This is a genomic window from Pseudomonas sp. DR48 (assembly GCF_019823085.1).
GTDB lineage: Bacteria > Pseudomonadota > Gammaproteobacteria > Pseudomonadales > Pseudomonadaceae > Aquipseudomonas.
In genome coordinates this window covers 3767152-3788335 of record NZ_CP081946.1, presented here as the reverse complement: position 1 = coordinate 3788335, position 21184 = coordinate 3767152, and the positions used below count along the sequence as shown (strand labels likewise).

Annotated in this window: 19 protein-coding genes; 8 read left to right on the top strand and 11 right to left on the bottom strand. The window is 58.0% G+C overall.

The features are described 5' to 3' along the window. Positions 1-208: 208 nt before the first annotated feature. Genes K5K95_RS17115 through sdhC form a run of 4 tightly spaced genes read right to left on the bottom strand, consistent with a single transcriptional unit; the run spans position 209 to position 3440 of the window. On the bottom strand, positions 209-913 hold the full coding sequence (locus K5K95_RS17115) for a succinate dehydrogenase iron-sulfur subunit (protein ID WP_010456852.1): 705 nt from the start codon (positions 911-913) through the stop codon (positions 209-211). Positions 914-924: 11 nt separating this feature from the next. Then, positions 925-2700, bottom strand: coding sequence for a succinate dehydrogenase flavoprotein subunit (sdhA, locus tag K5K95_RS17110; RefSeq protein WP_027922415.1), 1776 nt, complete (start codon positions 2698-2700; stop codon positions 925-927). A 3-nt stretch (positions 2701-2703) separates the two neighbouring features. Continuing rightward, positions 2704-3072, bottom strand: a complete 369-nt coding sequence (gene sdhD / locus K5K95_RS17105; protein ID WP_222585285.1) for a succinate dehydrogenase, hydrophobic membrane anchor protein — start codon at positions 3070-3072, stop codon at positions 2704-2706. Beyond that, a complete protein-coding gene (gene sdhC, locus K5K95_RS17100; protein WP_027922413.1) occupies positions 3066-3440 on the bottom strand; it encodes a succinate dehydrogenase, cytochrome b556 subunit in 375 nt (124 codons plus the stop codon). Before sdhC ends, sdhD begins: the two co-directional genes overlap by 7 nt. A 363-nt stretch (positions 3441-3803) precedes the next feature. On the opposite strand from sdhC, the gene gltA reads away from it, so the two are divergent. After that, complete coding sequence (gene gltA / locus K5K95_RS17095) at positions 3804-5093, top strand: citrate synthase (protein ID WP_017337241.1); 1290 nt, start codon at positions 3804-3806, stop codon at positions 5091-5093. A 1295-nt stretch (positions 5094-6388) separates the two neighbouring features. Here the strand turns inward: gltA and K5K95_RS17090 are convergent. From K5K95_RS17090 to K5K95_RS17080, 3 genes are all read right to left on the bottom strand, one after another. Beyond that, positions 6389-8047 carry a cation acetate symporter gene (locus tag K5K95_RS17090; protein WP_222585284.1) on the bottom strand — a complete coding sequence of 553 codons (1659 nt, stop codon included), beginning with the start codon at positions 8045-8047 and terminating at the stop codon, positions 6389-6391. After that, positions 8044-8355 (bottom strand): DUF485 domain-containing protein, encoded by a 312-nt coding sequence (locus K5K95_RS17085; RefSeq protein WP_201118703.1) that lies wholly within the window; start codon positions 8353-8355, stop codon positions 8044-8046. The genes K5K95_RS17090 and K5K95_RS17085 overlap by 4 nt, the downstream gene beginning before the upstream one ends. Before the next feature lie 227 nt (positions 8356-8582). Next, the gene (locus tag K5K95_RS17080; protein ID WP_222585283.1) at positions 8583-9434 is read right to left on the bottom strand and encodes a glycine betaine ABC transporter substrate-binding protein; all 852 of its coding nucleotides are present in this window, start codon (positions 9432-9434) and stop codon (positions 8583-8585) included. A 328-nt stretch (positions 9435-9762) separates the two neighbouring features. Between K5K95_RS17080 and K5K95_RS17075 the strand changes: the two genes are divergently transcribed. Continuing rightward, a complete protein-coding gene (locus tag K5K95_RS17075) occupies positions 9763-11316 on the top strand; it encodes a beta (1-6) glucans synthase (protein ID WP_261397991.1) in 1554 nt (517 codons plus the stop codon). A gap of 96 nt (positions 11317-11412) precedes the next feature. Here K5K95_RS17075 and K5K95_RS17070 read toward each other — a convergent pair whose 3' ends face one another. After that, positions 11413-11781, bottom strand: coding sequence for a hypothetical protein (locus tag K5K95_RS17070; RefSeq protein ID WP_222585282.1), 369 nt, complete (start codon positions 11779-11781; stop codon positions 11413-11415). A 224-nt stretch (positions 11782-12005) separates the two neighbouring features. Here K5K95_RS17070 and K5K95_RS17065 point away from each other — a divergent pair, with 224 nt between their 5' ends. Together K5K95_RS17065 and K5K95_RS17060 are read left to right on the top strand one after the other, a co-directional pair. Further along, complete coding sequence (locus K5K95_RS17065) at positions 12006-13304, top strand: serine/threonine protein kinase (RefSeq protein WP_222585281.1); 1299 nt, start codon at positions 12006-12008, stop codon at positions 13302-13304. Next, on the top strand, positions 13297-14085 hold the full coding sequence (locus K5K95_RS17060; RefSeq protein ID WP_222585280.1) for a VacJ family lipoprotein: 789 nt from the start codon (positions 13297-13299) through the stop codon (positions 14083-14085). Before K5K95_RS17065 ends, K5K95_RS17060 begins: the two co-directional genes overlap by 8 nt. A gap of 189 nt (positions 14086-14274) precedes the next feature. Here K5K95_RS17060 and K5K95_RS17055 read toward each other — a convergent pair whose 3' ends face one another. Next, a complete protein-coding gene (locus K5K95_RS17055) occupies positions 14275-15189 on the bottom strand; it encodes a DUF808 domain-containing protein (RefSeq protein WP_222585279.1) in 915 nt (304 codons plus the stop codon). 134 nt (positions 15190-15323) lie between these two features. Between K5K95_RS17055 and K5K95_RS17050 the strand changes: the two genes are divergently transcribed. Beyond that, entirely contained in the window at positions 15324-15929 is a 606-nt protein-coding gene (locus K5K95_RS17050) for a TetR/AcrR family transcriptional regulator (RefSeq protein WP_222585278.1), read from the top strand. Positions 15930-16056: 127 nt separating this feature from the next. Here K5K95_RS17050 and K5K95_RS17045 read toward each other — a convergent pair whose 3' ends face one another. After that, the gene (locus K5K95_RS17045) at positions 16057-16515 is read right to left on the bottom strand and encodes an REP-associated tyrosine transposase (protein WP_222585277.1); all 459 of its coding nucleotides are present in this window, start codon (positions 16513-16515) and stop codon (positions 16057-16059) included. Positions 16516-16731: 216 nt separating this feature from the next. After that, a complete protein-coding gene (locus K5K95_RS17040; protein ID WP_222585276.1) occupies positions 16732-17172 on the bottom strand; it encodes a GlcG/HbpS family heme-binding protein in 441 nt (146 codons plus the stop codon). A gap of 267 nt (positions 17173-17439) precedes the next feature. On the opposite strand from K5K95_RS17040, the gene gcl reads away from it, so the two are divergent. The 3 genes from gcl to K5K95_RS17025 all read left to right on the top strand — a co-directional run bounded on the left by gcl (position 17440) and on the right by K5K95_RS17025 (position 21178). Then, positions 17440-19215: a glyoxylate carboligase gene (gene gcl / locus K5K95_RS17035; RefSeq protein WP_222585275.1), complete on the top strand. Its 1776-nt coding sequence runs from the start codon at positions 17440-17442 to the stop codon at positions 19213-19215. A gap of 137 nt (positions 19216-19352) precedes the next feature. Continuing rightward, a complete protein-coding gene (hyi, locus tag K5K95_RS17030) occupies positions 19353-20135 on the top strand; it encodes a hydroxypyruvate isomerase (protein ID WP_222585274.1) in 783 nt (260 codons plus the stop codon). Positions 20136-20287: 152 nt separating this feature from the next. Continuing rightward, complete coding sequence (locus K5K95_RS17025; RefSeq protein WP_222585273.1) at positions 20288-21178, top strand: 2-hydroxy-3-oxopropionate reductase; 891 nt, start codon at positions 20288-20290, stop codon at positions 21176-21178. Positions 21179-21184: the final 6 nt, after the last annotated feature.

Sequence of the window (21184 nt, the reverse complement as noted above, 5' to 3'; positions counted from 1 at the left end):
CTTGCAGAAGTCCAAATGCAGCGACCAAAACAAGCCACTTAGGATCACGCTGATAGTCCGGGTACCAGCCCGGATGCCCCTGCTTGTCTCATTTCTTCAAAATAAGAGCCGCAGCTTTATGGGCTGCTGCTCAGGTTAAAACTACGGCGCCGGTTGAAGCCTGCGCCGTAGCATCTACGGGTACAGCGGTCCTGCGTTTACAGCTGAATCACACGCCGCTTTGCAGCAGCATGTTACGTACGTGTCCGATGGCCTTAGTCGGGTTCAGGCCTTTCGGGCAGACGTTGACGCAGTTCATGATCCCGCGGCAGCGGAATACGCTGAACGGGTCATCCAGCGAAGCCAGACGCTCGGCAGTCTTGGTGTCACGGCTGTCTGCCAGGAAGCGGTACGCTTGCAGCAGGGCAGCTGGACCCAGGAACTTGTCGGGGTTCCACCAGAAGGACGGGCAAGAGGTCGAGCAGCAAGCGCACAGGATGCACTCGTACAGACCGTCGAGCTTTTCACGCTCTTCCGGAGTCTGCAGACGCTCGATGGCCGGAGCCGGCGTGTCGTTCTGCAGGTAAGGCTTCACCTTCTCGTATTGCTTGTAGAAGATGCTCATATCGACGACCAGGTCACGAATTACCGGCAAACCTGGCAGCGGACGAACGATCAGCTTGTTACCTTTTACGACAGAAGACAGCGGCGTAACGCACGCCAGACCGTTTTTGCCGTTGATGTTCATGCCGTCTGAACCGCAAACGCCTTCACGGCAAGAGCGACGATAGGAGAAACCCTCGTCCTGCTCTTTGATCAGGGCCAGCACGTCCAGCACCATCAGGTCTTTACCACCGGTATCGACCTGGAATTCCTGCATGAACGGCGCAGCGTCCTGATCAGGGTTGTAGCGATAAACACTGACTTGCAACATGGCGGCCACCCTTAATAAGTCCGAATCTTAGGTTCAAAAGTCGGAACAGTCTTCGGCGAGAAGTTCACGGCCCGCTTCGTTACGCGCTTGTCACCCGGGAAGTACAGGGTGTGGCACAGCCAGTTTTCATCGTCGCGATCTTCGTAGTCTTCACGGGCGTGAGCGCCGCGGGACTCTTTGCGGATTTCAGCAGCGATGGCAGTGGCTTCGGCCACTTCCAGCAGGTTCTGCAGTTCCAGGGCTTCGATTCGAGCGGTGTTGAACGCCTGGCTCTTGTCGTTGATCTTGACGTTGGCGATACGGCCACGCAGGTCAGCGAGCTGGGCAATACCCTTCTGCATGTATTCGCCGGTACGGAATACACCGAAGTAGTTCTGCATGCAGCTTTGCAGCTCTTTACGCAGGGTAGCGACGTCTTCACCTTCGGTACGCGAGTTCAGGCCATCGAGACGTGCCAGGGCAGCGTCGATGTCGGACTGGCGAGGGCGAGCGTAGTCGACGCCTTCTTTCAGGGTCTGTTCCAGGAACAGGCCGGCGGCACGACCGAAAACCACCAGGTCGAGCAGCGAGTTACCGCCCAGGCGGTTTGCACCGTGAACCGATACGCACGCCACTTCACCTACAGCGAACAGGCCAGGAATGATCTGGTCTTTGCCGTCGGCGTCTTGAGTGATTGCCTGGCCATGAATGTTGGTGGCAACGCCGCCCATCATATAGTGGCAGGTTGGAACGACCGGAATCGGCGCCACGGCTGGATCGACGTGGGCGAAGGTCTTGGACAGTTCCATGATGCCTGGCAGACGGCTGTGCAGAACTTCTTCACCGAGGTGATCGAGTTTCAGCATTACGTGGTCGCCATCCGGACCGCAACCGTTGCCGGCGATGATTTCTTTAACCATCGAGCGAGCAACCACGTCACGACCAGCCAGGTCTTTGGCGTTCGGAGCATAACGCTCCATGAAACGCTCGCCGTGCTTGTTGATCAGGTAGCCGCCTTCACCGCGGCAGCCTTCAGTTACCAGTACACCGGCGCCGGCGATGCCGGTCGGGTGGAACTGCCACATTTCAATGTCTTGTACCGGCACGCCAGCACGCAGAGCCATGCCGACGCCGTCACCGGTGTTGATCAGGGCGTTGGTGGTGGACGAGTAGATACGACCTGCACCGCCGGTCGCCAATACGGTGGCGTTAGCGCGAACGTAGGAAGTTTCGCCGGTTTCGATGCAGATGACGATCATGCCGACAAAGGCACCATCTTCGTTCTTCACCAGGTCGACGCCATAGTATTCGTTGAGGAATACGGTGCCGGCCTTCAGGTTGGCCTGGTACAGGGTGTGCAGCAGCGCGTGACCGGTACGGTCGGCAGCAGCGCACGTACGGGCAGCCTGGCCACCTTTACCGAAGTCTTTCGACTGACCGCCGAACGGACGCTGATAGATGCGGCCCTGTTCAGTACGGGAGAACGGCAAGCCCATGTGCTCGAGCTCGAAAACTGCTTCCGGCCCTACGGAACACATGTATTCGATAGCGTCCTGGTCACCGATATAGTCGGAACCCTTGACGGTATCGTACATGTGCCAGCGCCAGTCATCGTTCGGATCTGCCGAAGCGATGGCGCAGGTGATGCCACCCTGGGCCGATACAGTGTGCGAACGAGTCGGGAAAACCTTGGTAACTACGGCAGTCTTGTGACCACCTTGTGCCAATTGCAGCGCAGCGCGCATGCCAGCACCGCCGCCGCCAATGATGATGGCGTCGAACGAAAGCGTATTAACTGTAGTAGACATGAATCAGATACCCCAAAGAATCTGCACACCCCAGACGAAGTAGGCGAACATCGCGACGCCGCATACTGCCTGGAAGAGGAAACGTATCGCAGTCGCGGACTTGCCCAGCGCCATTGGCGTCAGGTAGTCGGTCGCGATGGTCCACATGCCGACCCAGGCGTGAGCGCCGAGGGCAACGAGGGCCAGGAGACTGAAAATACGCATCCAGTTGCTTGCGAACAGTTCATGCCATTGGGCGTAGCCGATGCCTGGATGGGCAACGACGTATCCGATCAGGAAAATGAAATAAGCCGCGAGAACGACCGCAGACACACGTTGTGCCATCCAGTCATAGAGGCCCGAACGCGACAGGTTCGTGACGTTAGTTACCATATCCAAACTCCTGCCAGAACGATTACCACCACGGAAACGGCGATAACGATTTTCGAGCCCAGTTTGCCGCCTTCAAGCGACTCGCCGATGCCCATGTCCATGATCAAGTGGCGCACACCGGCAACCAGGTGATACAGCAAGGCGGACAGGATGCCCCAAATCACTAGCTTGGCTAGCGGACTGGTCAGACACGCTTTCACCTGACCGAAGCCTTCTTCTGAGCTCAGCGATTTGTCCAATGCATAAAGCATGATGGCCAGGCTGACAAAGAGGATGACACCGGAGATTCGGTGAAGAATGGACGTGTAAGCAGTGACTGGGAGTTTGATGGTCCTTAGGTCTAGGTTTACAGGTCGTTGGCTATTCACGGCTTTTTTTCACACTGAAGAGCCCCTAACAATCAGGGCAAAGTTGTTGGGGAGTGCACTGGTCAGGTACCCACCACCCAGGGAGTGCGACCCCCAATAAAGCAGGCCCAAAAGCCCCTGGCGGTCGGAGGCCGAGTATAGACAGTTAGGCTACTAATGACAACGCGTTCACCTTCCCCTAATAGCGCATTGCACAAGTTGCATAAAAGGCGTAAATGGCAGTCAATTTCGAGGAAAAAGTCCAGTTAAAGCCTTCTGGAGCAAGACTTTAGGCAAATTGACATTCGAATTTATCTCACTATAGTGGTGCGGGCCCTGCGTGGGGGGTCTGTCTGATGATTTCAAGCATAAATAGGAGGCCACATGGCTGACAAAAAAGCGCAGTTGATCATCGAGGGCGCAGCCCCCGTCGAGCTGCCCATTTTAACCGGCACCGTTGGTCCCGATGTTATCGATGTTCGGGGCCTGACGGCCACGGGCCGTTTCACCTTTGACCCTGGTTTCATGTCGACAGCTTCCTGCGAGTCGAAGATCACCTATATCGACGGCGACAACGGCATTCTGCTGCACCGCGGCTATCCGATCGAACAGCTGGCTGAAAAGTCGGACTACCTGGAAACCTGCTATCTGCTGCTCAACGGCGAATTGCCGACCGCAGAACAGAAGGCCCAGTTCGTCAGCACCGTGAAGAACCACACCATGGTTCACGAGCAGTTGAAGACTTTCTTCAACGGCTTCCGTCGCGACGCCCACCCAATGGCCGTCATGTGCGGTGTAGTCGGCGCCCTTTCGGCCTTCTACCACGACTCCCTCGACATCAATAACCCGCAGCATCGCGAAATCTCCGCGATCCGCTTGGTTGCCAAGATGCCGACCCTGGCAGCGATGGTTTACAAGTACTCCATGGGTCAACCCATGATGTACCCGCGCAACGACCTGACGTACGCGGAAAACTTCCTGCACATGATGTTCAACACTCCGTGCGAGATCAAACCGATCAGCCCGGTACTCGCCAAGGCCATGGACCGGATCTTCATCCTCCATGCCGACCACGAGCAAAACGCATCGACTTCTACCGTACGTCTGGCCGGCTCGTCGGGTGCCAACCCGTTCGCCTGTATCGCCGCCGGTATCGCTGCACTGTGGGGCCCTGCCCACGGCGGCGCGAACGAAGCTGTTCTGACCATGCTTGACGAAATTGGCGATGTGTCGAACATCGACAAGTACATCGCCAAGGCCAAGGACAAGAACGATCCGTTCAAACTGATGGGCTTCGGTCACCGGGTTTACAAAAACCGCGACCCACGCGCCACGGTTATGAAGCAGACTTGCGACGAAGTGTTGAAGGAACTGGGGATCAACAACGATCCGCAACTCGAACTGGCCATGCGCCTGGAAGAGATCGCCCTGACCGACCCGTACTTCATCGAGCGCTCGCTGTACCCGAACGTCGACTTCTACTCGGGGATCATCCTCAAGGCGATCGGCATTCCAACCAGCATGTTCACCGTGATCTTCGCTCTGGCGCGGACTGTTGGCTGGATCTCCCACTGGAAAGAAATGCTCTCCAGCCCGTACAAGATTGGCCGTCCTCGCCAGCTGTACACTGGCTACGAGTCGCGTGACATTACCAAGCTGGAAGACCGCAAATAAGACCTGTCTTGCGATAACGTCTTGAGTTGTACGCTGTACCGGGAACGGCCTCTATTTATATAGAGGCCGTTTTTGTTTGGGCGGTGGTTTTTTGGTGGGGATTGGGATTGGGATGGGGGGCATATCCGTTGCTGCGGTAACGGCTGCTTATGGTTTCGCTTTTACAGCGACTCACTTTTCCAGACGCCGAAAAGTAAGCAAAAGGCTTCGCCCCGGCGTACGGCGCCTCGCTGAGGCTCCGCGTACCCTCGCTACTGTGTCCATCAGGGGGCATCGCCTCCGGTCTGCTTCGCGACGACCTCCTCTCGATGTGTGCGGCTGCGCCGCACGGCGCTACGCGCCTAACCCCCCGATGAACACCTACGCTCGGCCTGCCGAAGGGGCGAAAGATCAAAAGCAGATCAAAAGCCAAAGCCAAAGCCAAAGCCAAAGCCGCCAAGCCAAAGCCAAAGCCAAAGCCAAAGCCAAAAGGATCGCAGTCGTCGAGAAGCTTGCGTACATCCGAAAAGAACACATCGACTACAAAGCCCCCTTCGCAGGCAAGCCAGCTCCCACAGGGTCGGTGTACATCTGCAAGAGACTGGTCGACTGTCAGGCCGCCATCGCCAGCAGGCCAGCTCCCACAGGGTTTGGTGTACATCTGCAAGAGATTGGTCGGCTGGCGGGCCGCCATCGCCGGCAGGCCAGCTCCCACAGGGTTTGGTGTACATCTGCAAGAGATTGGTCGACTGGCGGGCCGCCATCGCCGGCAGGCCAGCTCCTACAATAAATCATGGTGTACCACCCGCTTCTCACCACTCAACAGGCCGAGCGGTAGCTCGCCTGCAACTCTTGATCTTGATCTTGATCTGGCTTTTGATCTACCCGCCCCTTCGGGAGGCTGAGTGGAGGCGTTCATCTGGGGGGCAGGCGCGTAGCGCCGTGCGGCGAAGCCGCACACATCGAGAGGAGGTCGAAGCGAAGCCGACCGGAGGCGATGCCCCCAGATGAATGCCGGAGCGAAGGAACACCGAGCCTAAGCGAGGGGCCGGACGTCGGGGCGAGCCTTTTTTTTGCTTACTTTTTTTGAGGCGTTTGTCAAAAAAAGTGAGTCGCCGTCAGGGCGAAACCCTAAGTGGCCGTTACCGCAGCAACGGATATACACCCAATCAACCCAAAACATGGTCGGCCCAAAGGCCGCCACGATAAACATCCCCACCCACAAACAATCCGATAACCGCCCACAAAAAAAAATGCCCCGATCTCACGACCAGGGCATTTGTATTTAACGCAATGACACAGATAAACCCGAAACCTTAGTGCGAAACCGCCCCACTCGCCCCCAACCCAGTCTGCGAACGAACAAACTGCGGGAAGAACAGCGCGCGCTCATTCACACCAGCCGTTGACTTGTCAGTGATCGAGAAGAACCAGATCCCCACAAACGCAATTGCCATCGAGAACAGCGCAGGGTACTCATACGGGAAGATAGCCTTCTCGTGATGCAGAATCTGCACCCAAATGGTTGGCCCCAGCACCATCAAACCAACAGCACTCACCAGACCCAACCAGCCACCGATCATCGCACCGCGAGTCGTCAGCTTCTTCCAGTACATGGAAAGCAACAGCACCGGGAAGTTACAGCTCGCCGCGATGGAGAACGCCAGGCCCACCATGAACGCAATGTTCTGGCTTTCGAACAGAATGCCCAGACCAATCGCCAACACACCCAGACAGATCGTGGTGATTTTCGAAACGCGGATCTCGTCCTTGTCGTTGGCCTTGCCCTTCTTGATCACGCTGGCATAAAGGTCGTGAGACACCGCCGTAGCACCGGCCAGGGTCAAACCGGCCACAACAGCCAGAATGGTCGCGAACGCCACCGCCGAGATGAAGCCGAGGAAAATACTGCCACCCACCGCGTTGGCCAGGTGCACCGCCGCCATGTTGTTGCCGCCCAACAGCGCGCCAGCCGCATCTTTAAAGGCAGGGTTAGTGCTGACCAGCAAGATCGCGCCGAAGCCGATGATGAACGTCAGGATGTAGAAGTAGCCGATGAAGCCAGTGGCATACAGCACGCTCTTGCGAGCTTCCTTCGCGTCACTCACGGTGAAGAAGCGCATCAGGATGTGCGGCAGGCCCGCGGTACCGAACATCAGTGCCAGGCCAAGAGAGAACGCCGAAACCGGATCTTTCACCAGACCGCCCGGGCTCATGATCGCTTCACCTTTAGGGTGAACCTTGATCGCCTCGGAGAACAGCAAGCTGAAGTCGAAGTTGACGTGCTTCATGACCATCAGTGCCATGAACGAGGCGCCGGACAGCAGCAACACTGCCTTGATGATCTGCACCCAAGTGGTCGCCAGCATGCCGCCAAACAACACGTACATGCACATCAGAATACCGACCAGGATCACCGCAACGTAGTAGTCCAGACCGAACAGCAGCTGGATCAGCTTGCCGGCACCGACCATTTGCGCGATCAGGTAGAACGCCACCACCACCAGCGAACCGCAAGCAGACAGCGTGCGAATCTGGGTTTGCCCGAGGCGATAGGACGCCACGTCGGCAAAAGTGTATTTACCCAGGTTACGCAGACGCTCGGCGATCAGGAACAGAATGATCGGCCAGCCCACCAGAAAGCCGATCGAATAGATCAGGCCATCGTAGCCAGAGGTGAACACCAGGGCGGAAATACCCAGGAAAGACGCTGCCGACATATAGTCACCGGCAATGGCCAGACCGTTCTGGAAGCCAGTGATCTTGCCGCCTGCCGCATAGTAGTCAGCCGCCGAGTTGTTACGCTTGGAAGCCCAGTAGGTAATGCACAGAGTCAAGCCGACAAACGCCACGAACATCAAAATCGCGGAAACGTTGAGCGGTTGTTTATGCACTTCGCCAGTCAGGGCTTCAGCCGCCCAAGCGCCAGGTGCAAAGGCTGCGATGCTCAATAGAGCCATTAAACGCCGGATCATTGCTGAGCCTCCTTGAGAATCGCATTGTTCAGGTCGTCGAATTCACCATTGGCGCGTCGTACATAGATGGCGGTCAGGACAAACGCCGAGACGATCAATCCCACACCAATTGGTATTCCCCAGGTAATAGAGGACTCGGGACTGATTTTCGCCCCTAGAATATGCGGCCCGTAAGCAATCAGAAGAATGAATCCGGAGTAAAGCCCAAGCATGATCGCTGAAAGTATCCAGGCGAATCTTTCTCGTTTGCTAACCAGCTCCTTGAAGCGCGGGCTATTTTGAATCGAGAGGTAAATGCTGTCGTTCATTGTTTTTATCCTCGCAGCACAGATTAAAGTTGGAACGTTATCCACTCTATGCGGCTGCGGAAGAGGTTCCAGACGACCTTAGTATTAGAACGACATGACGGTCTGGCCATTTTCCAGCAAATATTAATCAGCCTGCTTTGCCCCCCTGATCCGAAAAAATGAAAAAGGCCCCTTGGCATTACTGCCAAGGGGCCCTGGAAGCGGCTGACCAGAAGCGTCAGCTCAAATCATTTGGTCCAGTCTGCAACGCGCTCAGGGTGTTTGGCCACCCAATCCTTCGCAGCGGCTTCAGGCTTGGCGCCATCTTGAATCGCCAGCATGACTTCGCCGATTTCGTCTTTCGACGCCCACTGGAAGTTCTTCATGAACTTGGCGACTTCCGGAGCTTTGGTTGCCAGTTCTTTGCTGCCGATGTTGTTCACGGTTTCAGCCGCGCCGTAAACGCCTTTCGGGTCGTCCAGGAAGCGCAGTTTCCACTTGGCGAACATCCAGTGCGGCACCCAACCGGTAACAGCAATGGATTCGTTTTTCTTCTCGGCACGGGTCAGCTCGGCAATCATGCCGGCGCCGGAACTGGCCTTGAGTTGATACCCGGTCAGGTCGTAATCCTTGATTGCCTGTTCGGTCTTGATCATCACGCCCGAGCCGGCGTCGATGCCAACGATGCGTTTTTTGAAGCTGTCGTCGGTTTTAAGGTCATCAATGGATTTGGCTTTGACGTACTCCGGCACGATCAGGCCGATTCTCGCGTCCTTGAAGTTCGGACCGTAATCGACAACCTGGTCCTTGTTCTTGGTCCAGTATTCACCATGGGTCACAGGCAGCCACGCAGACATCATGGCGTCGAGTTTGCCAGTAGCCACGCCCTGCCACATGATCCCGGTGGCAACTGCTTGCAGTTTCACGTCATAACCGAGTTTCTGCCTGATCACCTCAGCGGCCACGTTGGTCGTGGCAACACTGTCCGACCAGCCGTCGACATAACCGATAGTCACTTCTTTGGCTTCGGCGCTGGCTATAGTAGAACTGATCGCCAGCACCAAAGCGGCACCTGCGCCCAAGAGTCGTCGCATCTTCATCGTTACTTCCCCGAAAGTGCTGCGCTCGACGGATGCCGAGTCGCGTCAACGTATTGTTATGGTGCACAGCGCCCCCATCACGCCCACCGCAAACTCGCTCGAACATCAGTGGAGTACTGACGCCTCGATAATCAACCTGACGACAACGACGACCTGCTCTGTCAGCGACCTCAAGCCATCGAGAAACGACATCAGATCGCCATTAATCTAGAGCACAGAAATCGTTCCAGCCAATCCGCCCGAACTTTGCATGTCAAAATCATGCAGGCCACCAAGCACAGGGCAAATACAGGTAACATGCGCGGCTTTGTTCCCAGACGGCCTGACCATGTCCGCGACATCCCGCTTCCCTTTCCTTGCCTATTTATTTGCTTGCCTGCTGGGGCTGTTTGCCCTCGCCGGCTTCTGGTACGGCCTCGGCAAACCGGTCATCTTGCCGGACGTAGCCAGCGCAACGCACAAGCTGCAATGCGCCTCCTACACCCCGTTCGACAAGGACCAGTCGCCCTTCGATCAGCCGTTCAAATTGCGCCCCGAGCGCATGGACGCCGACCTCGCGCTGCTGGCCAAAAGCTTTGAATGCATCCGCACCTATTCCATGACCGGCCTTGAGGCCCTGCCCGACCTGGCGCGCAAGCATGGACTGAAGTTGATGATCGGAGCCTGGGTCAACAGCAACCCGGTGGATACCGAGAAAGAAGTCGACCTGCTGATCGCCTCGGCCAATGCCAACGCGGACGTGGTGACCTCGGTCATCGTCGGCAACGAAACCTTGCTGCGCAAGGAAGTCACCGGGGCGCAACTGGCCAAGCTGATCAACAAGGTCAAGAGCCAGGTCAAGCAGCCGGTCACTTATGCGGACGTCTGGGAATTCTGGCTCAAGCACCCGGAAGTCGCGCCGGCGGTGGATTTCCTGACTATCCATTTGCTGCCCTACTGGGAAGATGATCCTTCGAACATCGATGCTGCGCTGCAGCATGTGGCTGAAGTGCGCCAGGTGTTTGGTAACAAATTCGCGCCCAAGGACGTGATGATTGGCGAAACCGGCTGGCCGAGCGAAGGCCGTCAGCGCGAGACCGCCCTGCCGAGCCGGGTCAATGAAGCCAAGTTCATTCGCAACTTCGTGATCATGGCCGAGCAACAAGGCTGGCATTACAACCTCATCGAAGCTTTTGACCAGCCATGGAAACGCGCAAGCGAAGGCGCGGTCGGCGGCTATTGGGGTCTGTTCGATGCCGATCGTCAGGACAAGGGCGTGCTGGCCGGTCCGGTGTCGAACGTGCCGTACTGGTCGCAGTGGCTGGCAGTCGGCGGCTTGATCTTTCTCGCCACGCTGATGCTGGGCGGGCGTGTACGCAGCACTCGCGCCGCGCTGGTGTTGCCGCTGTTCGGTGCCCTGGCTGCCTGTTCGATTGGAGCCTGGGGTGATCTGGCCCGTGTCACCACGCGCTTTGCCAGTGAATGGCTATGGGTGGCGTTGCTGACCGGCTTGAACCTGCTGGTGCTGGCCCATGCCGCACTGACCCTGAGTGCCCGCACCGGCTGGCGTGAACGGGCGTTCAATGCGCTGGAGCGTCGCGCTGGATGGCTGGTCGCTGCCGCAGGGTTTGCGGCGGCGGTGATGATGCTGGAGTTGGTGTTCGATCCGCGTTATCGCAGCTTCCCCAGCGTCGCCTTCATCCTTCCGGCCCTGGTTTACCTGTGCCGACCGGTGAGCGTACCGCGTCGTGAAATCGCGCTGCTGACCTTCATCGTCGGTGCGGGCATCGCGCCGCAACTGTTCCGTGAAGGCTTGCAGAACCAGCAGGCTTGGGGTTGGGCGCTGGTGAGCGTGCTGATGGTGGCAGCGTTGTGGCGCTGCTTGCGGGTTCGCAAGAGCTGACATTCAGCGGCCTTGGTGACCTGATTGCGAGCAGGCTCCCACAATTGACCGAACGCGGTTAAGGGTGAGAGCGAGCCTGCTCGCGATGACGGAGCATCAAGCGCTGCGAGAAGCCCGGACCAGACGCAAACCGCCAATCACCACTGCAAACACCGCCAACGTCGTGTTGTACAACGCCAACGCCGGAAACCCGAACACCAGCGCCAGTACCGCCAACCACCACCCTGCCCGGCCCGGCACCGCAAAACCGATGATCGCTGCGGCCAATGCGGCAAAGCCCAATACCTTGAAGTGAATCATCAACCCCAGGCTGGAACGAACCTGGCATTCCCAGCGGCTTGCCTCGTCCACGCACAAGCCGACCCACTGCGCATCCTCCATGAAGCCATATCGCGCGCCATAACTGGCGGCCAGCCATAAAGGCAGTAAAACGAGCAGCAGAATCACAGGCAGACGGCGGGACATGAAGCACTCCAATAAACGAAAACGGCGGCCAGCTTAATCTCCCCACAGCGGTAAGCAACCGCGCAAAGCAGATAATTGGTCACGCATTCGCTGCAAAGTGTATCGTCTAGCTACTATTACCCCCAAATTAGGCCTGATTGGTGCCGAGGCATGGCACTTTGGCGCAATCGCGGTGGTCATAGCCTGCGAACTTCATTCGGCACCTTTCCCTAAGGGATTCAGTCATGCTCCGTTCCTTGCGCTTCGCCGCCCTATTTGGCGGCCTGATATTAAGTGCGTCCGCATTGGCGGTCGACATCGACGCTGCCAGTTATGGCTATCCCCTGACCAACCCGTTCGAGGCGACTATCGCCACGACGCCACCGGACCTGCGTCCGGAGTTACCGCTGGACGACGACATCGATCAGCAGACACGCAGCGTGACATTGCGCCCGGAGCGGGCATTTCAACTGCCGGACAACTTTTGGCCGGTCAAAAAACTGACCTATCGCATCGCCACCCAGGAAAAAGCCGCACCGCTGATCTTCCTGATCGCCGGTACCGGCGCGCGCTATGACAGCAGCATCAACGAATACCTGAAAAAGCTCTACTACAAGGCCGGCTACCACGTGGTGCAACTGTCGTCGCCCACCAGCTTCGACTTCATGAGCGCAGCCTCACGCTTTGCCACACCCGGTATCACCAAGGAAGACGCCGAAGACATGTACCGGGTGATGCAGGCCGTGCGGGCGCAAAACCCGAACGTTCCCGTCACCGATTACTACCTGAGTGGCTACAGCCTGGGCGCACTGGATGCGGCATTCGTCGCGCACCTGGACGAAACCCGCCGCAGCTTCAACTTCAAGAAAGTCCTGCTGCTCAACCCTCCGGTCAACCTCTACACCTCGATCACCAACCTGGACAAGCTGGTCCAGACCGAGGTCAAGGGCATCAACAACAGCACCACCTTCTATGAACTGGTGCTGAACAAATTGACCCGCTACTTCCAGCAGAAGGGCTATATCGACCTCAACGATGCCCTGCTCTACGACTTTCAGCAGTCCAAGCAGCACCTGACCAACGAACAAATGGCCATGCTGATCGGCACTTCGTTCCGCTTCTCGGCGGCCGACATTGCCTTCACCTCGGACCTGATCAACCGTCGCGGCCTGATCACCCCGCCTAAATACCCGATTACCGAAGGCACCAGCCTCACGCCGTTCCTCAAGCGTGCGCTGCAATGCGACTTCGATTGCTATATCACCGAGCAAGTCATCCCGATGTGGCGTGCCCGCACCGACGGCGGCAGCCTGCTGCAACTGATCGACCAGGTCAGCCTGTACGCCCTCAAGGATTACCTGCACGACAGCCCGAAGATCGCCGTCATGCACAACGCAGACGATGTGATTCTCGGCCCTGGCGATCTTGGCTTCCTGCGCAAGACCTTCGGTGATCGCTTGACCGTTTATCCATTGGGCGGCCATTGCGGCAACCTTAACTACCGCGTCAACAGCGACGCCATGCTGGAGTTTTTCCGTGGCTAAATATCTCCTGCTTATCGCAGCGTTACTCTGTGCAGGCGTCGCTAATGCCGACAACAGCAAAGCCAACGCTCCTGTCGTGGTCGGCACTGACGGCTTCAAAGAGCCGTTGAGCAAACTCAAATTCAACCCGGGGCTGGATCAGCGCGAGTTCGAACGCTCGACACTCAACGCGCTGGCGGTCTATGACCCGCTGGAAGAGTGGAACCGTCGGGTTTATCACTTCAACTACCGTTTCGACCAATGGGTGTTCCTGCCGGTGGTCGACGGTTATCGCTACATCACACCAAGCTTCCTGCGCACCGGCGTCAGCAACTTCTTCAATAACCTGGGCGATGTGCCGAACCTGGTGAACAGCTTGCTGCAGTTCAAGGGCAAGCGCTCGCTGGATACCACCGCGCGCCTGCTGCTCAACACCACCGTCGGCATCGCCGGCCTCTGGGACCCGGCTACCGCCATGGGCCTGCCGCGCCAGAGCGAAGACTTCGGCCAGACCCTGGGCTTCTACGGTGTACCGGGTGGCGCGTACTTCGTGCTGCCGATCCTCGGCCCTTCGAACATCCGCGATACGGGTGGCCTGGCCGTGGACTTCACTACCGAGTCGGCGATCAACTTCCTGAACGTCGCGCAAGTCAGCGAAAACCACCCGGAAATCTGGGTCCTGCGCAGTATCGACAAGCGCTATCAGACCGGCTTCCGTTACGGCCAACTGAACTCGCCGTTCGAGTACGAGAAAGTGCGTTACGTCTACACCGAGTCGCGCAAGTTGCAGATCGCCGAGTAAATCCGGCGGCAACAAAAAAGGCCATTCGATGCGAGTCGAATGGCCTTTTTCATGAGGATGTTTCAAACACCACCAAACCAATGTGGGAGCGGGCTTGCTCGCGAAAGCGATCTGTCAGTTACATCAATGCTGAACTTGCAGCCGCCTTCGCGAGCAAGCCCGCTCCCACAATTTGGGCAGTGTCCGGCTTCAGCCTTTCAGCGCCTTGTAGAGTTTGCTGACCACCATCACCCCCGCCAACACCACCGCACCTGCCACAATCCCCGCCACCGCATTCAGCAACGTCGGCACGATAAACCCGGCACCGCCCGCCCCTGCACTCACGCTTTCAATCCAGTGATGAACCACCGGCACGCCATGGGTCAGAATCCCGCCGCCGACCAGGAACATCGCCGCCGTGCCGATCACCGACAGGCTTTTCATCATGTAAGGCGCTGCACGCAGAATCGCGCCGCCGATGCTTTTGGCCATCTGTGCGGGTTTCTGAGTCAGCCACAGGCCCAGGTCGTCGAGCTTGACGATGCCCGCGACCAACCCGTAAACACCGATGGTCATGACGATGGCAATGCCCGACAGCACGATGACCTGCTGGGTCAACGACGCATCCGCCACCGTGCCCAGGGTGATCGCGATGATTTCCGCCGACAGAATGAAATCCGTACGGACGGCGCCTTTGATCTTGTCCTGCTCGAACGCCACCAGATCGACCGCCGGATCGGCCACCGCCTCGACCAGCTCGGCATGTTCAGCCTGGTCTTCGTCTTGGCTATGCAGAAACTTGTGGGCGAGTTTCTCGAAACCTTCGAAACACAGGTACGCGCCACCGACCATCAACAGCGGCGTGACCAACCAGGGAATGAACGCGCTGATGGCCAATGCCGACGGCACCAGGATCAATTTATTGCGAAACGAGCCTTTGGCGACCGCCCAAACCACCGGAATTTCCCGTTCGGCGCGTACACCGCTGACCTGCTGGGCATTGAGCGCCAGATCATCGCCGAGTACACCAGCGGTTTTCTTGGCGGCCATTTTGGTCATCAACGCTACATCGTCGAGTACTGCAGCGATGTCGTCGATCAACACCAGCAAACTGCTTCCTGCCATGAATCAGGTTTCCTTCTTGAATGAATGCCGCGCAGCATAGCGCGGCCAAGCGCCACACGGGGCATTCTTGAGCGCCGCGCGAGCCCGGTGCTACCATGCGCAACCGCCAGAACAGGCAAGGAACCCCCTGGTTTATGAGCACTATCCGCGAGCGCAACAAAGAACTGATCCTGCGTGCCGCCAGTGAAGAATTTGCCGACAAGGGCTTTGCTGCGACCAAAACCAGCGACATCGCAGCCAAGGCGGGTTTGCCCAAGCCCAATGTCTATTACTACTTCAAATCCAAGGAAAACCTCTACCGCGAGGTCCTGGAAAGCATCATCGAGCCGATTCTGCAGGCCTCGACGCCGTTCAACGCCGATGGGGTGCCGAGTGAAGTGCTGAGTGGTTACATCCGCTCGAAGATCCGCATCTCCCGCGACCTGCCCTTCGCCTCGAAGGTGTTCGCCAGCGAAATCATGCACGGCGCCCCGCACCTGAGCGCCGACCTGGTCGAGCAACTAAACGGCCAGGCCAAGCACAACATTGCCTGCATCCAGACCTGGATCGACCGCGGCCAAATCGCCCCGATCGACCCCAACCACCTGATGTTCAGCATCTGGGCCGCGACCCAGACCTATGCCGACTTCGACTGGCAGATTTCTGCGGTGACCGGCAAGGACAAACTGGATGAGGCCGATTATGAAGCGGCGGCACAGACGATTATTCGGTTGGTGTTGAAGGGGTGTGAGCCAGACTGATACACGGTGGTGCAGCCATCGCTGGCAAGCCAGCTCCCACAGGGATCAAGGGTGTTCACAAATTTTGTGTCCACCACAAACACTGTGGGAGCGGGCTTGCTCGCGAAGGCGGCAACACGGTTTCAGATCAAATCCAGATCGCATCCCACAACGGATAGTCGCCAAGTTTCTCTACCAACCCAGCCCGCAACGGGTTCGCAACAACATACCGAGCAAGCTTCACCAAATCATCTTCTCGCCTCAACGCTCGATCATGAAAACCCTGCTGCCAAAGACTGCCCGTCCTGCCAGTTGCGGCATTGATTGTTCGAGTACTTAACGATTTGGTCTGGCACATCAATTGGCCCAGCGATCCTCTTTGTAGCTGAATCAACCAGTGAAAATGGTCTGGCATGACCACGAAGGCCAATGACTCGCCAAACCCCTGATCCTGAGCTTGTTTGAATTGGTGTACTACCAATCTTCCCAAGGTGTAATCCCCAAAAAAAGGCTCCCGCTTGAGAGTATTGGCAGTCAGAAGGTAGATGCGATTCTGTTCAGCAAAGCGGCCGATGCGCAGGCGATGTGAAGCAGGTAAATCAGGCATTCCTTTGCCTCTCTCATGGATGGGTTCATGAGAAGGCTAGATCAGTGAATTGGCAACCGAGGGGCAGACGTTTAGCTGGATGTGTCTGTGAGATTGCTTTCGCGAGCAAGCCCGCTCCCACAGTGGATCGGCGTTGTTCAGACTTTTTGTGTCCCGAACCAATCCATTGTGGGAGCGAGCTTGCTCGCGATGGCGATAGATCAATCGACAACAATACTAGGCAGTAACCCCAGCATCCGCCCTCAACCCCATCGCCTCAATCGCACTGATCGCGCACTGCTCATCAACATCCGACAGATCCCCGCTGATCCCCACCGCTCCCAGCACATTCCCATCCTGATCCCGAATCAACACGCCACCCGGTGCCGGCACGACGCTGCCTTGCCCCAGGCTATTCAACGCGGCGAAGAAGGCCGGGCGTTGTTGGGCGTCCAGTGCCAGCAGGCGCGAGCCTTTGCCGAGGGCGATGGCGCCCCAGGCTTTGCCGATGGCGACCTGCGGGCGTAGCAGGCTGGCGCCGTCTTCGCGTTGCAGAGTGATCAGGTGCCCGCCGGCGTCCAGCACCGCGACGGTTAACGGGGCTGCCGAGATTGCACGCGCAGCGGAGATGGCCTGAGTGGTCAGGCTGACTGCGACTTTCAAGGTTAAAGCGCTCATGGTGCCGTCCTCATTTTGTTTTTCGGAAAGCCGTTGGGCTGCGCCGTTGTGCCGCAGTCCGATGCAACAAATAGAACACAATGAATTATTTTTTTGTATACAATAATTCTCGAAAAGCGCTACATGCGACGAAAAGCCACAGTAGAACGGCCTTCCGACGAATGAAACAGTCGCTTGAGAAAATGGATTGACCTGCGCCGTCCGCCGTGAATACACTCTGCGCAAAGCCACTTGTATACAATTACAAAACGTAAGAGGCACAAAACCATGAGCAAAATGAGAGCAATCGAAGCCGCCGTTCTGGTGATGCGCCGCGAAGGGGTTGATACCGCTTTTGGCATCCCGGGCGCCGCAATCAACCCGCTGTACTCCGCCTTGCAGAAGGTCGGTGGCATCGATCACGTCCTCGCTCGCCACGTTGAAGGCGCCTCGCACATGGCCGAGGGCTACACCCGAACCAAGGCCGGCAACATCGGCGTATGCATCGGGACTTCGGGACCTGCCGGCACCGACATGGTCACCGGGCTCTACAGCGCCTCGGCCGACTCGATCCCGATCTTGTGCATCACCGGTCAGGCACCACGGGCGCGCATGCATAAGGAAGACTTCCAGGCGGTCGATATCACCACCATCGTCAAGCCAGTGACCAAGTGGGCAACCACCGTCATGGAACCGGGCCAAGTACCCTACGCGTTCCAGAAAGCCTTCTACGAAATGCGCTCCGGCCGTCCAGGCCCGGTGCTGATCGACCTGCCGTTCGACGTGCAGATGGCTGAAATCGAATTCGATATCGACGCCTACGAACCACTGCCGCTGGCCAAGCCAACCGCCAACCGCGTGCAAATCGAGAAGGCCTTGGCCATGCTCGATCAGGCCGAGCGTCCATTGCTGGTCGCCGGTGGCGGCATCATCAATGCAGACGCCAGCGAGTTGCTGGTGGAGTTCGCCGAGCTGACCGGCATCCCGGTGATCCCGACCCTGATGGGCTGGGGCACGATCCCGGACGATCACCCGTTGATGGTCGGCATGGTCGGCCTGCAGACATCGCACCGCTACGGCAACGCCACCCTGCTCAAGTCCGACGTGGTGTTGGGCGTCGGTAACCGTTGGGCCAACCGTCACACCGGCTCGATCGACGTGTACACCGAAGGCCGCAAGTTCATCCACGTTGACATCGAACCGACGCAAATCGGCCGCGTGTTCAACCCGGACCTGGGCATCGTCTCCGACGCTGCTGCCGCGCTGACCGTGTTCATCGAAGTCGCTCGCGAGTGGCAAGCCGCCGGCAAGCTGAAAAACCGCAGCGCCTGGCTGCAAGATTGCCAACAGCGCAAAGCCAGCCTGCAACGCAAGACTCACTTCGACAACGTGCCGGTCAAGCCGCAACGGGTGTACGAAGAGATGAACCAGGTGTTCGGCAAAGACACTTGCTACGTCAGCACCATCGGTCTGTCGCAGATTGCCGGCGCGCAGTTCCTGCACGTCTACAAGCCGCGTCACTGGATCAACTGCGGTCAGGCCGGTCCATTGGGCTGGACCATTCCGGCCGCATTGGGCGTGGTCAAGGCTGACCCGAGCCGCAAGGTCGTGGCACTGTCGGGCGACTATGATTTCCAGTTCATGATCGAAGAATTGGCGGTGGGCGCGCAGTTCAAGCTGCCGTACATCCACGTTGTGGTAAACAACTCGTACCTGGGGCTGATTCGTCAGGCCCAGCGCGGTTTCGACATGGACTATTGCGTACAGCTGTCCTTCGATAACCTGAACGCTCCGGAACTCAATGGTTACGGTGTCGACCACGTCGCGGTCGCCGAAGGCCTCGGTTGCAAGGCACTGCGCGTGTTCGAACCGGGTCAGATCCAGCCTGCCCTGCGCAAGGCTCAGGCACTGATCGAAGAGTTCAAGGTACCGGTGATCGTCGAGATTATTCTGGAGCGCGTGACCAACATTTCGATGGGCACCGAGATCAACGCCGTCAACGAATTCGAAGACCTGGCGCTGGTCGGCAACGATGCGCCAACCGCGATTTCGTTGCTCGATTAACAGCTGATCGTTCCCACTGTGGGAGCGGGCTTGCTCGCGAAGGCTGCGGCACATTCAACATTGATGCCGCCTGACACACCGCTTTCGCGAGCAAGCCCGCTCCCACAAGGGACCCCACACATACACGGGAGACCACCATGCCGCGTTTCGCAGCCAACCTGTCCATGCTCTTCACCGAACAGGATTTCCTCGCCCGTTTCGAAGCGGCCGCCAAGGCCGGCTTCAGTGGTGTCGAATACCTGTTCCCTTACGACTTCAGCTCAGCCGAAATCAAGGCCAAGCTCGATGCCAACGGTCTGACCCAGGTGCTGTTCAACCTGCCGGCCGGTGACTGGGCCAAGGGTGAGCGCGGTATCGCGTGCCTGCCGGACCGTGTTGAAGAGTTCCGCGCCGGTGTCGACCTGGCCATCGCCTACGCACAAGTGCTGGGCAACACCCAGGTCAACTGCCTGGCCGGCATTCGTCCACAAGGCGTCGACGATGCCACCGTGGAAAAAACCTTCGTCGCCAACCTCAAGTACGCCGCCGACAAGCTGCAAGCGGCCGGCATCAAACTGGTGATGGAAGCGATCAACACCCGCGACATCCCGGGTTTCTACCTGAACAACACGGCGCAAGCCCTGTCGATTCGCGAACAGGTCGGCAGCGTCAATCTGTTCCTGCAATACGACATCTATCACATGCAAATCATGGAGGGCGACCTGGCCCGCACCATGGCCGCGCACTTGGGCGAGATCAACCACATCCAGTTGGCCGACAACCCAGGACGCAACGAACCGGGCACCGGTGAAATCAACTACCGCTTCCTGTTCGAACACCTGGACCGCATCGGTTATCAGGGGTGGATCGGCTGTGAATACAAGCCGCTGACCACCACTGAAGCAGGTCTGGGCTGGCTGAAAACTCATAACGCGATCTGACACAGATCCCTGTGGGAACGGGCTTGCTCGCGAAGAGGCCCTGACATTCAACATCTCTGTTGACTGATCCACCGCTTTCGCGAGCAAGCCCGCTCCCACCCAAAGCAGTCCCCCTATTTGCTTGAGCAACACAAAAACAAGAGGAATTTCTCATGGCTAAAATCGGATTTATCGGCACCGGCATCATGGGCCACCCAATGGCGTTGAACCTGCAGAAAGCCGGTCACAGCCTGTTCCTGTCGGCGCACCACGACGCCGCGCCTGCCGACCTGGTTGCCGCTGGCGCCGTCGCCCTGGCGAACCCGAAAGAAGTGGCCCAGGAAGCTGAAATCATCATCATCATGGTGCCGGATACCCCACAGGTAGACGACGTACTGTTCCGCGAAGATGGCGTTGCCGCCGGTGTCGGCAAAGGCAAAATCGTCATCGACATGAGCTCGATCTCGCCGACCGCCACCAAGGCATTCGCGGCAAAGATCAACGAAAAAGGCGCGCAATACCTCGATGCGCCAGTGTCTGGCGGTGAAGTCGGCGCCAAGGCTGCGACCCTGAGCATCATGGTCGGCGGCGATGCCGATGCCTTCGAACGCGCCCTGCCGCTGTTCCAGGCGATGGGCAAGAACATCACCCTGGTCGGCGGCAACGGTGACGGTCAAACCGCGAAAGTGGCGAACCAGATCATCGTCGCGCTGAACATCCAGGCCGTGGCCGAAGCGCTGCTGTTCGCCTCGAAAAACGGTGCTGATCCGGCCAAGGTGCGGGAAGCGCTGATGGGCGGCTTCGCATCGTCGAAGATCCTCGAAGTGCACGGCGAGCGCATGATCAAAGGCACCTTCGACCCGGGCTTCCGCATCAGCCTGCACCAGAAGGACCTGAACCTGGCCCTGCAAGGCGCCAAGGAGCTGAACATCAACCTGCCGAACACCGCCAACACCCAGCAAGTGTTCAGCACCTGCGCGGCCATCGGTGGCAGCAACTGGGACCACTCGGCACTGATCAAGGGCCTGGAACACATGGCGAATTTCTCGATTCGCGATAAGTAACGCCAA